The sequence below is a fragment of the Enterobacter cloacae complex sp. SHL018 genome (assembly GCF_049237905.1).
GTDB classification, from domain to species: domain Bacteria; phylum Pseudomonadota; class Gammaproteobacteria; order Enterobacterales; family Enterobacteriaceae; genus Enterobacter; species Enterobacter hormaechei_C.
The window spans coordinates 202,796-216,842 of record NZ_JBMKJE010000001.1 but is presented as its reverse complement, the minus strand read 5'-3'; the positions used below and the strand labels follow the sequence as shown (position 1 = coordinate 216,842).

The 14,047-nt window shown below is 58.2% G+C and carries 14 protein-coding genes; 9 read left to right on the top strand and 5 right to left on the bottom strand.

What is annotated here, in order from left to right; genetic code table 11:
* Nucleotides 1-80: 80 nt before the first annotated feature.
* Both ybbP and ybbA read right to left on the bottom strand, forming a co-directional pair.
* Nucleotides 81-2,495, bottom strand: coding sequence for a putative ABC transporter permease subunit YbbP (gene ybbP, locus ACOTY5_RS01025; protein ID WP_045142067.1), 2,415 nt, complete (start codon nt 2,493-2,495; stop codon nt 81-83).
* On the bottom strand, nt 2,492-3,178 hold the full coding sequence (gene ybbA, locus ACOTY5_RS01020) for a putative ABC transporter ATP-binding protein YbbA (protein ID WP_045142066.1): 687 nt from the start codon (nt 3,176-3,178) through the stop codon (nt 2,492-2,494). The genes ybbP and ybbA overlap by 4 nt, the downstream gene beginning before the upstream one ends.
* On the opposite strand from ybbA, the gene tesA reads away from it, so the two are divergent.
* The 3 genes from tesA to ACOTY5_RS01005 are packed head-to-tail and all read left to right on the top strand — an operon-like array spanning nt 3,149 to nt 5,484.
* Nucleotides 3,149-3,781, top strand: coding sequence for a multifunctional acyl-CoA thioesterase I/protease I/lysophospholipase L1 (gene tesA / locus ACOTY5_RS01015; RefSeq protein ID WP_003858933.1), 633 nt, complete (start codon nt 3,149-3,151; stop codon nt 3,779-3,781). The genes ybbA and tesA overlap by 30 nt on opposite strands.
* The gene (locus tag ACOTY5_RS01010) at nt 3,762-4,571 is read left to right on the top strand and encodes an SDR family oxidoreductase (protein ID WP_006809829.1); all 810 of its coding nucleotides are present in this window, start codon (nt 3,762-3,764) and stop codon (nt 4,569-4,571) included. Before tesA ends, ACOTY5_RS01010 begins: the two co-directional genes overlap by 20 nt.
* Nucleotides 4,572-4,629: 58 nt before the next feature.
* Complete coding sequence (locus ACOTY5_RS01005; protein WP_003858935.1) at nt 4,630-5,484, top strand: co-chaperone YbbN; 855 nt, start codon at nt 4,630-4,632, stop codon at nt 5,482-5,484.
* Between the two features lie 51 nt (nt 5,485-5,535).
* Here the strand turns inward: ACOTY5_RS01005 and fetB are convergent, their stop codons facing one another.
* Both fetB and fetA read right to left on the bottom strand, forming a co-directional pair.
* Nucleotides 5,536-6,318 carry an iron efflux ABC transporter permease subunit FetB gene (gene fetB / locus ACOTY5_RS01000; protein WP_017383223.1) on the bottom strand — a complete coding sequence of 261 codons (783 nt, stop codon included), beginning with the start codon at nt 6,316-6,318 and terminating at the stop codon, nt 5,536-5,538.
* Complete coding sequence (gene fetA / locus ACOTY5_RS00995) at nt 6,311-6,982, bottom strand: iron efflux ABC transporter ATP-binding subunit FetA (RefSeq protein WP_015571235.1); 672 nt, start codon at nt 6,980-6,982, stop codon at nt 6,311-6,313. Before fetA ends, fetB begins: the two co-directional genes overlap by 8 nt.
* Nucleotides 6,983-7,124: 142 nt before the next feature.
* Here fetA and ACOTY5_RS00990 point away from each other — a divergent pair, with 142 nt between their 5' ends.
* From ACOTY5_RS00990 to ACOTY5_RS00980, 3 genes are all read left to right on the top strand, one after another.
* Entirely contained in the window at nt 7,125-7,979 is an 855-nt protein-coding gene (locus tag ACOTY5_RS00990) for a hypothetical protein (RefSeq protein WP_015571236.1), read from the top strand.
* Nucleotides 7,980-8,133: 154 nt separating this feature from the next.
* Complete coding sequence (locus tag ACOTY5_RS00985; RefSeq protein WP_003858941.1) at nt 8,134-9,048, top strand: SPFH domain-containing protein; 915 nt, start codon at nt 8,134-8,136, stop codon at nt 9,046-9,048.
* Nucleotides 9,045-9,497, top strand: coding sequence for an NfeD family protein (locus ACOTY5_RS00980; protein ID WP_015571238.1), 453 nt, complete (start codon nt 9,045-9,047; stop codon nt 9,495-9,497). The genes ACOTY5_RS00985 and ACOTY5_RS00980 overlap by 4 nt, the downstream gene beginning before the upstream one ends.
* On the opposite strand, the gene cueR is transcribed toward ACOTY5_RS00980, so the two are convergent.
* Complete coding sequence (gene cueR, locus ACOTY5_RS00975; RefSeq protein WP_017383222.1) at nt 9,494-9,904, bottom strand: Cu(I)-responsive transcriptional regulator; 411 nt, start codon at nt 9,902-9,904, stop codon at nt 9,494-9,496. The two genes, ACOTY5_RS00980 and cueR, sit on opposite strands and share 4 nt — an antisense overlap.
* A gap of 108 nt (nt 9,905-10,012) precedes the next feature.
* Here cueR and copA point away from each other — a divergent pair, with 108 nt between their 5' ends.
* From copA to ybaK, 3 genes are all read left to right on the top strand, one after another.
* Nucleotides 10,013-12,511, top strand: a complete 2,499-nt coding sequence (gene copA / locus ACOTY5_RS00970) for a copper-exporting P-type ATPase CopA (protein WP_045142065.1) — start codon at nt 10,013-10,015, stop codon at nt 12,509-12,511.
* A gap of 50 nt (nt 12,512-12,561) precedes the next feature.
* The gene (locus ACOTY5_RS00965; protein ID WP_017383220.1) at nt 12,562-13,356 is read left to right on the top strand and encodes a TraB/GumN family protein; all 795 of its coding nucleotides are present in this window, start codon (nt 12,562-12,564) and stop codon (nt 13,354-13,356) included.
* A 198-nt stretch (nt 13,357-13,554) separates the two neighbouring features.
* Nucleotides 13,555-14,034 (top strand): Cys-tRNA(Pro)/Cys-tRNA(Cys) deacylase YbaK, encoded by a 480-nt coding sequence (ybaK, locus tag ACOTY5_RS00960; protein WP_010428207.1) that lies wholly within the window; start codon nt 13,555-13,557, stop codon nt 14,032-14,034.
* Nucleotides 14,035-14,047: the final 13 nt, after the last annotated feature.

The window sequence follows — 14,047 nt, the reverse complement described above, 5'->3', positions numbered from 1 at the left end:
TGCATGGGCATTAACGATTTGTGCCGTTAAGCGATGACGTATCAGCAGAAATGCCGGTGCGTCATCATCACATTAGTAAACTAGCTGACAAACTGGCGGAATAGCGCTTTACCTTTCAACAGCCGGGTTCCGAGCCAGCCGCCGCACAGGGACAGCAGCACGGCGCCGCAGACGGGCAGCGTGAGCCACAGCCGCCAGTCGGGCTCCCACGGGAAGTCGAAGACCTTGCTCTGGAGTACCGCCAGCGCGGTTTCCGCCCCGATGGCCGCCACCAGTCCCGCCACCAGACCGAGCAGGGCAAATTCGCTCCACAGCGTGGCGCGCAGCAGCCGTTTACTGGCTCCCAGCGTGCGGTAGACCACCAGCTCCTGATGACGCTGACGCATGCCCACCTGCACCTGCGCCAGCAGCAACAGCACGCCGCAGACGGTCACCAGCACTACCATCACCTCCAGCGCGCGGCTCACCTGCTCCAGCACCTGCCCGACCTGTTTGAGGATCGCGCCGATATCCAGCAGGCTCACGGTCGGAAATTCCCGGTTAAGCTGCGTCAGCATGCCGTTGCCGTTTTCCCAGCGGAAGCTGGTGAGCCAGCTCTGCGGCTGTCCGTCCAGCGCACCCGGCGGGAAGATGAAGAAGAAGTTTGGTCGCAGGCTTTCCCAGTCCACTTTGCGCAGGCTGGTGACTTTGGCGGTGAAATCCTGGGTATCTCCGGTGAAGGTCACGCTATCGCCGAGCTTCACGTTCAGGCGTGTCGCCAGCCCCTCCTCCATCGACACTTCCCCCGCTTTCGGCGGCCAGGTGCCGGCAACGATCGGGTTATGGTCCGGACGTTTCGCCTGCCAGGTCAGGTTGAGTTCGCGATTGAGCGATTCATCCTTATTACCCTCCGTGGACTGGCCGTTGATCTGCGTCAGGCGGGCGCGCACGATCGGATAGAACGATTCCGGAATAATGTGATGCTCAGACAGGAAACCCTTCAGCGGCGTCACCTGTTCGGGAGCAATGTTGATCAGGAAATAGTTCGGGCTTTCCGGCGGAAGCTGCTGCTGCCAGCGATCCAGCAGATCCCCGCGCAGCACCAGCAGAAGCGCCAGCAGCATAAACGACAGCGAAAATGCCGAGAGCTGGCTAAGGGTAGACCACGGCTGGTGCAGCAGGCGGTTAACCGCTAACCGTATGGGGAGTGATTTAACTGTCAGCTTTCTCAGGACATTAAGCAGTATCCAGCCCACTACGCCGCACAGCAGCGCCAGCACCACCGCGCCCGCCAGCACCGCCCACAGCAGCGTACTGCCGCCCATCAGCCAGGCCAACAGCCCGACCGCCACCGCAATAATCACCGGCAGATAGAACTTCAGCGGCCAGACGCTGGCCACCACATCGCGGCGCAGCACGCGCAGCGGCTGGGTGGCGAGCAGCAGCCGGTACGGGCGTAACCCCACCAGCAGGGAGATCGTCGTCATCGCGCCGATGGCCCACAGCCACGGCCAGAGGCTGGCAGGCGGTAATGCGGCGGGCAAGACCGGTTTGAGCAGCACCATCAGCAGCTTTTCAAACAGCAGCCCTATCGCCCCGCCGGTCAGAGCCGACAGCGCCAGCACCATCAGCCACTGGCCGACAATCAGCTTGCGCAGCTGCGCGCGGCCCGCGCCGAGGGTTTTGAGGATCGCCACCAGATCGTAACGGCTGCGGCAGTAGTGCCCCATCGCCACGGCAACCGCCGCAATGGCAAGCAGCAGAGTTAACAGCGCCGACAGCAGCAGGAACTGCTGGGAACGTTCGAGGGATTTGCCGAGCGCCCCGTCATCCTGCTCCAGCCCGTACCAGCGGTGTTCCGGCTTGAGCTGCGGCAGGAGCCATTTTTCGTACGTCTCCAGCTGCGCAGGCGTCCCGCCAAACTTATACCGCCAGGTGACACGGCTTCCCGGCTGGACGGCGTTGGTTTTCGCCACATCAGCGGTGTTCATCAGCAGGCGCGGCGCAAGCTGGAACGGATTAAATCCAGAGTCGGGCTCCTGCACTACTTCCCCGGCAATTTTGAGTGTCGCGTCGCCGACGTCGATACTGTCGCCGGGTTTCAGGTTCAGCAGCGCCATCAGTCGCGATGCCAGCAGGACCGTACCGGCCGTCGGTTTTAGCCCCGGCGGGCTGGTTTGTAAGTCACCGTACATCGGGTAGATGTCATCCACGGCTTTTACGCTGGCAAGCTGCGGCGTGTCGCCCGCAAAGGTCATAGTCTGAAAGGTGATCTGCTCCCCTACCTTCAGCCCCTCTTTGCGCGCTTCCTCAATCCAGCCCGGCGGCACGGGGCGAGAACTTTGCAGAGCCCGGTCCCCGGCCATAAATTCCCGACTCTGCTGGCTAAGCCCTTTCTCCATACGATCGCTGACGCTACCGAGCGCCAGCACGCAGGCCACCGCCAGGCTCAACGCCAGCCAGACAATCAGCAGCGAGGGCGAGCGCCACTCGCGCCAGAACCAGCGGGCAATCATGCTTCCTCCTGAAGAATACCGTTCACCAGCCGCAGGCGGCGGTCGCAGCGGGCGGCCAGCTGCGGATCGTGGGTAACCAGAATCAGCGTGGTGCCGTGCTCGCGGTTGAGGGAAAACAGCAGATCGGCAATCTTGTCTCCGGTTTTACGGTCAAGGTTACCAGTGGGTTCATCGGCAAACAGCACTTCAGGGCGCCCGTTAAACGCCCGCGCCAGCGCCACGCGCTGCTGCTCACCGCCGGAAAGCTGTGCCGGAAGATGGTCGAGACGTTTTCCCAGCCCCAGCTGTTCCAGCAACGCCTTGGCGTGATCGCGGCTTTCACGGCTATTGTCACCGCGCAGCAGGCCGGGCAGCTCAACGTTTTCCAGCGCGTTCAGCGTCGGGATCAGCATGAATGACTGAAAGACAAACCCGATATGCCGGGCACGCAGCGCGGCGCGGGCCTCTTCATCAAGCGCGTGGAGGGGCTGGCCGACCAGGTTCACTTCCCCACTGCTGCCATCGTCCAGACCGGCGAGAATGGCCAGCAGCGTGGACTTACCGGAACCGGATTCACCAATCAGGGCGATGGTTTCGGCACGTTTGACAACGAGTTCAACTCCGGTGAGGATGGAAAGCTCGTGTTCTCCCTGACCGACGGACTTCTTAAGACGATGAACTTCAACAATGTTTTCCGCTGGCATTTGCCCTTCCTGTTTTTGATGCTGATGACCTTCCGCGCGGCGGCTGCGGACACGTTATTGATTCTGGGCGACAGCCTGAGCGCGGGCTATCGTATGGCCGCCAGTGCGGCCTGGCCCGCCCTGCTCAATGATAAATGGCAGTCCCGGGCGTCTGTCGTGAACGGCAGCATCAGCGGCGATACGTCGCAGCAAGGCTTATCGCGCCTGCCTGCCCTGCTTAAGCAGCATCAACCGCGTTGGGTGCTGGTTGAACTGGGCGGTAATGATGGTTTGCGCGGCTTCCAGCCTCAGCAAACGGAGCAAACGCTGCGGACCATTTTGCAGACCATTAAGGCCGCCAATGCCCAGCCGCTGCTGATGCAAATTCGCCTGCCCGCCAACTACGGCCGTCGGTATAATGAGGCGTTTAGCGCGATCTATCCTAAGCTTGCCAAAGAGTTTGATATTCCGCTGCTGCCATTTTTCATGGAAGAGGTCTATCTGAAACCCCAGTGGATGCAGGATGATGGCATTCACCCCAATCGCGATGCCCAGCCGTTCATTGCCGACTGGATGGCAACCCGGCTGGCTCCTTTAGTAAAACATGACTCGTCAAACAGCTGAGAACCTGACAGGTAAAGTTATGCAAAAATCGGTCTTAATAACAGGATGTTCCAGCGGAATTGGCCTTGAAAGCGCCCTTGAACTGAAACGCCAGGGGTTTTGGGTACTGGCAGCCTGCCGTAAACCCGAGGATGTCGAACGCATGCGAGGGCTGGGATTTACCGGTATTCTGCTGGATCTCGATTCGCCAGAGAGCGTAGAGCAGGCCGCCGATGAGGTTATCGCCCTGACCAACAACCGTCTTTACGGTCTGTTCAACAATGCGGGCTACGGCGTGTACGGCCCGCTACAGACTCTCTCACGGGAACAGCTGGAGCAGCAGTTCTCCGCAAACTTTTTCGGGGCGCATCAGCTTACCATGCGCCTTCTCCCCGCCATGCTGCCGCACGGCGAAGGGCGCATCGTGATGACCTCCTCGGTCATGGGCCTGATCTCCACGCCGGGGCGCGGGGCTTACGCCGCCAGTAAATATGCGCTTGAAGCCTGGTCCGATGCGTTGCGCATGGAGCTGCGCCACAGCGGTATCAAGGTCAGCCTGATTGAACCGGGCCCGATCCGCACCCGCTTTACGGAAAACGTTAACCAGACGCAGGCGGACAAACCGGTCGAAAACCCCGGCATCGCGGCGCGTTTTACGCTTGGGCCAGAAGCCGTCGTTGCCAAAGTGCGCCACGCGTTTGAGAGCGATACCCCTAAAATGCGCTATCCGGTCACGCTGGTAACCCATGCCGTCGGCTGGTTGAAACGCCTGCTGCCGGGGCGGATGATGGACAAAATTTTGCAGGGTTGAGTTGAAGCGACGACGCTTACCCCCATGTAAACAGTAAACCGATAAAAGAGAATGCCGCATGTCCGTACAGAATATCGTCAACATAACTGAAGCTAACCTGCAACAGACGCTCGAACAGTCAATGACTAAACCGGTGCTGTTCTACTTCTGGTCTGAACGCAGCCAACACTGCCTGCAACTGACGCCGGTCCTGGAAAGCCTTGCCGCGCAGTACAACGGTCAGTTCATTCTGGCGAAGCTGGATTGTGACGCCGAACCAATGGTGGCTTCCCAGTTTGGCCTGCGCGCGATCCCAACCGTCTACCTGTTCCAGAACGGTCAGCCGGTGGATGGCTTCCAGGGGCCGCAGCCGGAAGAGGCGATCCGCGCCCTGCTGGATAAAGTTCTGCCGCGCGAAGAAGAGCTGAAAGCGCAGGAAGCCATGGCGCTGATGCAGGAAGGCAAGTACGACGAGGCGCTGCCGCTGTTAAAAGACGCGTGGCAGCTGTCGAACCAGAACAGCCAGATTGGTCTGCTGCTGGCAGAGACCCAGATTGCGCTGCACCGCCCTGAAGACGCGGAAGCCGTGCTGAAAACGGTGCCGATGCAGGATCAGGATACCCGTTATCAGGGTCTGGTGGCGCAGATTGACCTGCTGAAACAGGCGGCCGATACCCCTGAAATTCAACAGCTTCAGCAGCAGGTTGCGGACAACCCGCAGGATGCCGCGCTGGCAAGCCAGCTGGCGCTTCAGCTTCATCAGGTGGGGCGTAACGAAGAGGCGCTGGAGCTGCTGTTTAGCCATCTTCAGAAGGACCTGGGCGCCGCAGACGGACAGGCGCGGAAGATGTTCCAGGAGATCCTGGCCGCGCTGGGTACCGGTGACGCGCTGGCGTCGAAATATCGTCGTCAGCTGTACGCGTTGCTCTACTAGCAAAAAAATGCCCGGTGGCGCTAACGCTTACCGGGACTACAAAAGCCGATATTACCCCGTCTTTTTCAACTGCGTCACCACCAGCTGGTGGCGCGCGTTGTAAAACTTCCGATAGGTCAGGTAGCAGGCAATGATGGTGGACAGGCTCGCCGTAGAGAGCAGCATAAACGTCACCATAATCTGGTACTTAATCGCTTTTACCGGATCGATACCGGCAAAAATCAGCCCCGACATCATGCCCGGCAGGCTCACCAGACCCACCGTTTTGGCGGAATCCACCGTTGGGATCAGCGAAGAGCGAATGCTGTCGCGGATCAACCGCGCCGAGGCCACCTTCGGCGTCGCGCCCAGGCTTAGCTTCTCCTGAAGCTGCTGCTGTTCACTGCTGAACCGTTGCCCCAGATTGTTGTAGCACAACCCGACCGCCACCATCGCATTGCCCGCAATCATCCCGGAAATGGGGATCACCTGCATCGGCGTAAATTCTATCGAGCCGGAGAGTACCAGTACCGCCAGCGTTAACGCGGTCCCGGTAGTGATGGCGATCAACGACGAAATGAACGCTTTATCGATGTATTTACTGCGTTTCTGCGCGTTCCATGCCGCGTTAAAGCAGATAAACAGCACCATCAACAGGGTCAGCACGGCATGATTGACGTTGAAGATGTATTTCAGCACATAGCCGACGATGATGAGCTGAATGACCGCGCGGGCGATACTCCAAAGAATATCTTTTTCCAGCCCCAGCTTTTCCCGGTAGCTGACCACAATCGCCACCAGCACCAGGACCATCGACAGCGCCAGCGATTCGTTGGTTATGTTATGTTCACCCACGATGAGCCTCCTCCATTTTCCCGCCCTGCGGCCTGAGCGTGATGACATCATCCGCATGGGTAATTTCATTTGAATCATGCGTCACCCACAGCACGGCAATATTCTGCTCCCGGGCGTAGCGATGGATAATGTCATTGACGTTGCGCTTGTTAGCGTCATCCAGCGCGCTGGTGATTTCGTCCAGCAACAGCGCCTTCGGCAAGAATTGCAGGTTACGGATCAGCGAGACGCGCTGCTTTTCCCCTCCCGACAGTTCGGCGATCGATTTGGTCAGCGTCTCCGGCGAAAGCCCGAACCGGGTCAGATCGTCGGTAAACTTTTTCGGATCAGGCGTTTGGTTGCGGATGTGCCAGGGGAAAACCAGATTGTCGTACACCGTGTCGCCAAACAGGGACGGCGTTTGCACGCAGTATGACACCTGCTGGCGATAGCTTTCCGGTGAAAGCGTGGCGATATCTTTTCCTGCAAACAGGATGGTTCCCTCCGTTGGGCTCAGTAGCGAAGCCACGATTTTCAGGAGGGTGCTTTTGCCGCAGCCGGAGGGGCCAGTTATCAGTTTAAATTCGCCCGGAGAGAGACAAAAATCAACGTGCTGAAGGATGGTGTTATCACCCACACGAAAGCCAACATCCCTGATATCCAGAAGATTTTTTTTATTATTCATTCCGATTCCATTAACCGCTGTAATAAGAACAGCCTTTAGCATAATCCTTTCCGCTACGCAGCGCGAATAGCCTTAACCTATAGCAAGTGTTAAACTTTTTGCTCGCTAATTGTCACCTCTATAACTACAGGAAGTCAGCAACATGACACATATCTTTTATGAGTTCTCTTCCCTGAAGCCTGGTGTTCCTGATGTGGAAACATTAATGGAAGTCATCAATTCTTCTGAACTCACGCGTTTTGTCATGGGTGCAGAGGTGGTCGATTTTGTTAAGAAGGCGCTCATCGTTAACACCACAATCGGTAGCTTTAAAAACTGCTATTTTGCTTTCGATGATGGAGCGTACTTTCTCGAGTTTGACGGCAAGGGTAAATCCAGACGCTTTACTGAGGTGCCGGACTGGTTCGTTTCCCCTGCGGAATTTGCCCGCTCGCAATGGCTGATTAACCATGATCTGGCCGATGTGAAGGCGACGGCGTTTATTGACGTGCTGATGTCCTATCCGCTTAAAGAGCGCCGGGCGCACTGCAATCTGCTGTTTGGTCTGGATCTGCATAAGGTCAATGTGGTTCCGGCGCCTACAGCCCCTGCCGGAAAAATGGGCAATAAAAACGGAAAAACCACCAAGCCTCGCGTCACGGATCTCGGCTCTTTTGAGCTTTTTACCGCGTTCTTTGCGCGTATGAAAACCGCCGTCAATGCTAATGAATTCCCTACCCTACAGGTGCTGACCGGCCAGGAGGATCTTACAAAAGCGCCGCACAGCTTAAAGCAAGGGATCAGAACCTGGTTTAAGGCGATTACCGGCGATCTGCCGCCGAACAACAAACGTGTCGGGGCGGGCAATGCGGTATTGTTCTGCGCTCCCGTTCGCGAGCAGATCCAGCAGATAGAGGCCATCGGCCTGGAAAAATACTATCAGGGATTATCAAAAGCCATCGCTGACGCCGGGGATGGGTTTATCACTGACTTCAGCTATACCTGGTCTGAAAAGTAACGTTTTGCGCCCCGCATTCCGAACGGGGCGTTTTATTTCTGCCAGTCCGGTTCCCACCTCTTTACAGGGGCGAAATCCTGTTCGTTAGCCGATATACTTACGTTCAACAAATACGCAGTTTTTCTCGTTACGGCATGCAAAACAGGAGGTTTTTATGCTCATCGTTGTTCCTGTCCTTATATTCGTTGCGCTGGTTATCGTGGGCGCAGGAGTCAAAATTGTCCCGCAGGGTTACCAGTGGACCGTCGAACGCTTCGGTCGCTACACCAATACTCTTCAGCCGGGTTTAAGCCTGATCGTCCCGTTCATGGACAGAATTGGGCGTAAGATCAATATGATGGAACAGGTGCTGGATATCCCTTCCCAGGAAGTCATCTCCAAGGATAACGCCAACGTCACCATCGATGCGGTGTGCTTTATTCAGGTGATTGATGCGCCGAAAGCGGCCTATGAGGTGAGCAACCTGGAGCTGGCGATCGTCAACCTGACCATGACCAACATCCGTACCGTGCTTGGCTCAATGGAGCTGGACGAAATGCTCTCCCAGCGCGACAGCATTAATACCCGCCTGCTGCACATTGTGGATGAAGCCACCAATCCGTGGGGGATCAAAGTGACCCGCATTGAGATCCGCGACGTGCGCCCACCGGCAGAGCTGATTGCTTCCATGAACGCGCAGATGAAGGCCGAGCGTACCAAGCGTGCCTATATTCTTGAAGCCGAAGGGGTGCGTCAGGCTGAAATCCTGAAAGCGGAAGGGGAAAAACAGTCGCAGATCCTGAAAGCCGAGGGCGACCGTCAGTCTGCCTTCCTCCAGGCGGAAGCGCGTGAACGTTCGGCAGAAGCGGAAGCCCGCGCGACGCAAATGGTCTCCGAGGCGATTGCCGCCGGGGATATCCAGGCCGTGAACTACTTCGTCGCGCAAAAATATACCGATGCGCTGAAGGAGATCGGCTCCGCGAACAACAGCAAGGTGGTAATGATGCCGCTGGATGCCAGCAGTCTGATGGGATCTATCGCCGGAATTGCCGAGTTGATCAAAGACGGCGGAAACGAGCGTAAAAAATGATTGAGCTCATCGTTGCACATCCTCATGCGTTCTGGCTAAGCCTTGGCGGTTTACTGCTGGCCGCCGAGATGCTTGGCGGCAACGGTTATCTGCTGTGGAGCGGGGTTGCCGCGGTGATTACCGGGCTGGTCGTCTGGCTGCTGCCTGTCGGCTGGGAGTGGCAGGGCGCGCTGTTTGCCGTGCTGACGCTGCTGGCCGCCTGGCTGTGGTGGCGCTGGCTGAACAAACGGGTGAAGGCGCAGAAGCCGGTCGACGCGCACCTCAACCAGCGTGGGCAGCAGATCGTGGGTAGACGCTTTACGCTTGATAACGCGCTGATCAACGGACGCGGTCATATGCGCGTGGGGGACAGTTCGTGGCCGGTGGTGGCCGACGATGACCTCAGCGCCGGCACGCGGGTTGAGGTCATTGCGGTGGAAGGCATTACCCTGCGGGTTAAAGCCTGTTAGGCGTGGGTTTTACGGTGGCAGCAGCCGGAAAGATTGTCGATAATCGGGCACTCGGCGCTGTCATCTCCCGGGCAGGATTCTGCCAGCTGTAACAGTTGCTCACGCATCGCCTGTAATTCGATGATATGGCGTTCGATCTCCGCCACTTTTTCCAGCGTACGTTTTTTCACGTCGGCACTGTGGCGTTTCGGATCGTTAAACAGGTTAACCAGCTCGCCGCACTCTTCAAGGTTAAATCCTACCTGTCTTGCCTGGCGCAGTAACGTCAGTTCATCAAGATGCAGCTGCGTATAGCTGCGGTAGCCGTTCTCACTGCGCAACGGTGGCGTTACCAGCCCTTTTTCCTCATAAAAGCGAATCGCTTTGCTGGTTAAGCCGGTTTTTTTCGCAACATCGCTGATATTCACATTTCCCCCTTGACCTTCCCCTTGATGGAAGGTTTAACCTTCATAACAGTTAGCGAAAAGCAGAGTGAAGGTCAACAATTGACCAGAACATTATACGGGAGTTTTGTTATGTCTCACACTATTGACCTGACACTGGACGGCCTCTCCTGCGGCCACTGTGTCAAACGCGTTAAAGAAAGCCTGGAGCAGCGTCCTGACGTGGAAAGCGCTGAGGTGACTATCGATCATGCCGCCGTGACCGGCAGCGCCAGCGCCGACGCGCTGATTGATACCATTAAACAGGCCGGTTACGGGGCGGAGTTAAGCCACCCAAAGGCTAAACCGCTGGCAGAGTCATCATCCCCGTCGGAAGCACTGACAGCGGCCACTCCTGAGCTTCCGGTAGCTGATGACATTGATGACAGCCAACAGCTGCTGATCAACGGCATGAGCTGCGCCAGCTGCGTCTCCCGGGTACAAAACGCCTTACAGGCGGTACCGGGCGTCGCACAGGCACGGGTAAACCTGGCGGAGCGTACTGCGCTGGTGATGGGCAGCGCCTCCGCCGCAGAGTTAGTGCAGGCCGTGGAGAAAGCGGGCTACGGGGCGGAGGCCATCGAAGATGATGCCGAGCGCCGCGAGCGCCAGCAGGAAACGGCTGTCGCCACTATGAAGCGTTTCCGCTGGCAGGCGATTGTCGCCCTGCTGGTCGGTATTCCGGTGATGGTGTGGGGCATGATGGGTGACAACATGATGGTCACCGCTGACAACCGCACCCTGTGGCTGGTGATTGGTCTGATTACCCTTGCGGTGATGGTGTTTGCTGGCGGACATTTCTATACCAGCGCCTGGAAGAGCCTGAAAAACCGCACCGCGACGATGGACACGCTGGTCGCGCTCGGTACCGGCGCGGCGTGGCTGTATTCGATGAGCGTGAACGTCTGGCCGCAGTGGTTCCCGATGGAGGCGCGCCATCTCTATTATGAAGCGAGTGCGATGATTATCGGTCTGATTAACTTAGGCCATATGCTCGAAGCCCGAGCGCGTCAGCGCTCGTCGAAAGCGCTGGAAAGATTACTCGATTTAACCCCGCCGACGGCCCGCGTGGTCACGGACGACGGGGAAAAAAGCGTTCCGCTCTCAGAGGTACAGCCGGGAATGACGCTGCGCCTGACCACCGGCGACCGCGTGCCCGTCGACGGTGAAATCACCCAGGGCGATGCCTGGCTGGATGAAGCGATGCTGACCGGCGAGCCGATACCCCAGCAGAAATCTCAGGGCGATGCGGTGCATGCGGGTACGGTGGTACAGGACGGCAGCGTACTGTTCCGCGCCAGCGCGGTCGGGAGCCATACCACGCTGTCACGCATCATTCGCATGGTCCGCCAGGCGCAGAGCAGTAAGCCGGAGATTGGTCAGCTTGCCGATAAAATCTCCGCCATTTTTGTGCCGGTGGTCGTCGGTATTGCCCTGCTGAGCGCGGCGATCTGGTATTTCTTCGGCCCGGCGCCGCAGATTGTCTACACCCTGGTGATCGCCACCACGGTGCTGATCATCGCCTGCCCTTGTGCCCTTGGCCTGGCCACGCCGATGTCGATTATCTCTGGCGTCGGACGCGCCGCCGAATTTGGCGTACTGGTCCGTGATGCTGACGCCCTGCAACGGGCAAGCACGCTGGACACCCTTGTCTTTGATAAAACCGGCACGCTCACCGAGGGCAAACCGCAGGTGGTGGCCGTCAGTACCGTTGGCTGTACGGAGACGGACGCCCTGCGCCTTGCCGCCGCGCTGGAACAAGGTTCCAGCCACCCGCTGGCGCGCGCCATCCTGGAGAAAGCCGATGATGGCCGTCTGCCGCAGGTCAGCAACTTCCGCACCCTGCGCGGTTTAGGGGTCAGCGGTGAAGCCGAAGGCCATACGCTGCTGCTGGGCAACCAGGCACTGCTGACTGAACACGGCGTTGATACGTCCGCGCTGGACGCAGAGCTAAACGCGCAGGCCTCTCAGGGCGCGACGCCGGTTCTGCTGGCGAGGGATGGTCAGGTGGCGGCGCTGCTGGCCGTGCGCGATCCGTTACGCCAGGACAGCGTAGATGCCTTACAGCGCCTGCACCGCGCGGGCTATCGTCTGGTGATGCTGACCGGGGACAACCCGACCACCGCCAACGCCATTGCGAAAGAAGCCGGTATTGATGAGGTGATCGCGGGCGTGCTGCCGGACGGCAAAGCGGACGCCATCAAGAACCTGCAAAGTCAGGGTCGCCAGGTGGCGATGGTGGGCGACGGCATCAACGACGCCCCGGCGCTGGCGCAGGCTGACGTAGGCATTGCGATGGGCGGCGGGAGCGATGTCGCCATTGAAACCGCGGCGATCACCCTGATGCGCCACAGCCTGATGGGGGTGGCGGATGCGCTGGCGATTTCGAAAGCCACGTTGCGCAACATGAAGCAGAACCTGCTGGGGGCCTTCGTCTATAACTCGCTCGGCATTCCGATTGCCGCCGGGATTTTGTGGCCGCTGACCGGTACCCTGCTGAACCCGGTTGTTGCGGGTGCGGCGATGGCGCTCTCGTCAATTACCGTGGTGAGCAACGCTAACCGTCTGCTGCGGTTTAAACCGAAGGATTGAACCTTGTACCCGTACGCGCTAGCATGAACCTTTCCGATCATGGAGCGCGTATGGGTCTGTTTAATCGTCTAAAAACATCGTTTCGCGCCCTTTTTCCCCGCCGTTATGCCTGGCCCGGTATGGATATTTCGCTTCCGGGCGGGCAGCATCTGCACCTGGTGGGAAGCATTCATATGGGCACGCAGGACATGTCCCCCCTGCCCTCCGGCCTGATTAAACTGCTGAAGCGCGCCGACGCGCTGATCGTCGAAGCCGACATCTCCGGCCATGAATCGCCGTTTGCCGGGCTGGAAAGCGATCGCCCCCTGGCGGAACGTCTTAACGGGACGCAGCTGGCTGAGCTTACCCGTCTTGCGGATGAGACCGGCGTCTCGCTCTCAATGCTCGACACTCTGCCCCTGTGGCAAATTGCCATGGTGCTACAGGCCACCCAGGCGCAGCGCCTGGGGCTGCGCGGCGATTACGGTATCGATTATCAACTGCTGAATGCGGCAAGGGCGCGCAACCTGTCCGTCATTGAACTGGAAGGCACGGACAGCCAGATTGCGCTTCTTCGCCAGCTTCCCGATGACGGCCTGATGCTGCTGGATGATACCCTAACCCACTGGCACACCAACGCGCGTCTGCTGCAAACGATGATTGGCTGGTGGCTGGATGCGCCGCCCGCAGACGGTAAGCTGGCGTTACCGTCGACGTTCAGTGAATCGTTGTATGATGTGCTGATGAACGCGCGCAACCAGGCGTGGCGGGAGACACTATATGCCCTGCCTGCCGGTCGTTATGTTGTCGCGGTTGGCGCGTTGCATTTGTACGGAGAAGGGAATTTGCCGTCGCTGCTGAAATAAAAAAATGGCCAATATCTCTATTGGCCCGTCAAAGAGGAATTTCATCGTTTTTATTATACCGAAGTGACCTTCGGCTACGCCGATTGTCGCTCAAAGTAACCATCACTGCCAATACTATTGCGCAAGATGGTGCTATTTTTTAGACAAACGTCAGGCGTATGCTGCTGGTATGAATCGTCTGTCGTAAGAAGGATAGCCATGACTCCCGCCGTTAAATTACTCGAAAAAAACAAAATTTCTTTCCGGATCCACACCTACGATCACGATCCGAACGAAACCAACTTTGGTGATGAAGTGGTGCGCAAGCTGGGGCTGAACGCGGACCAGGTCTACAAAACGCTGCTGGTCGCGGTGAACGGCGATATGAAGCACCTCGCCGTGGCAGTGACGCCCGTCGCCGGGCAGCTTGATCTGAAGAAAGTGGCCAAGGCGCTGGGAGCGAAAAAGGTCGATATGGCAGACCCGATGGTTGCGCAACGCACAACGGGTTATCTGGTCGGCGGGATCAGCCCGCTCGGCCAGAAAAAGCGTCTGCCGACGCTGATCGATGCGCCTTCGCAGGAATTTGAGACGATCTATATTTCTGGCGGCAAACGCGGGCTGGATATCGAACTGGCCGCAGGCGATCTGGCGAAAATGCTGGACGCGAAATTTGCGGATATTGCGCGCCGGGATTGAGAAAATTGCCCGG

Excerpts from the sequence above, each read along its gene's own strand:
- ybbP (WP_045142067.1), bottom strand. The coding sequence starts at position 2,495 with ATGATTGCCCGCTGGTTCTGGCGCGAGTGGCGCTCGCCCTCGCTGCTG.
- tesA (WP_003858933.1), top strand. The coding sequence starts at position 3,149 with ATGAACTTCAACAATGTTTTCCGCTGGCATTTGCCCTTCCTGTTTTTG.
- ybbA (WP_045142066.1), bottom strand. The coding sequence starts at position 3,178 with ATGCCAGCGGAAAACATTGTTGAAGTTCATCGTCTTAAGAAGTCCGTC.
- ACOTY5_RS01010 (WP_006809829.1), top strand. The coding sequence starts at position 3,762 with ATGACTCGTCAAACAGCTGAGAACCTGACAGGTAAAGTTATGCAAAAA.
- ACOTY5_RS01005 (WP_003858935.1), top strand. The coding sequence starts at position 4,630 with ATGTCCGTACAGAATATCGTCAACATAACTGAAGCTAACCTGCAACAG.
- fetA (WP_015571235.1), bottom strand. The coding sequence starts at position 6,982 with ATGAATAATAAAAAAAATCTTCTGGATATCAGGGATGTTGGCTTTCGT.
- ACOTY5_RS00990 (WP_015571236.1), top strand. The coding sequence starts at position 7,125 with ATGACACATATCTTTTATGAGTTCTCTTCCCTGAAGCCTGGTGTTCCT.
- ACOTY5_RS00985 (WP_003858941.1), top strand. The coding sequence starts at position 8,134 with ATGCTCATCGTTGTTCCTGTCCTTATATTCGTTGCGCTGGTTATCGTG.
- ACOTY5_RS00980 (WP_015571238.1), top strand. The coding sequence starts at position 9,045 with ATGATTGAGCTCATCGTTGCACATCCTCATGCGTTCTGGCTAAGCCTT.
- copA (WP_045142065.1), top strand. The coding sequence starts at position 10,013 with ATGTCTCACACTATTGACCTGACACTGGACGGCCTCTCCTGCGGCCAC.
- ACOTY5_RS00965 (WP_017383220.1), top strand. The coding sequence starts at position 12,562 with ATGGGTCTGTTTAATCGTCTAAAAACATCGTTTCGCGCCCTTTTTCCC.
- ybaK (WP_010428207.1), top strand. The coding sequence starts at position 13,555 with ATGACTCCCGCCGTTAAATTACTCGAAAAAAACAAAATTTCTTTCCGG.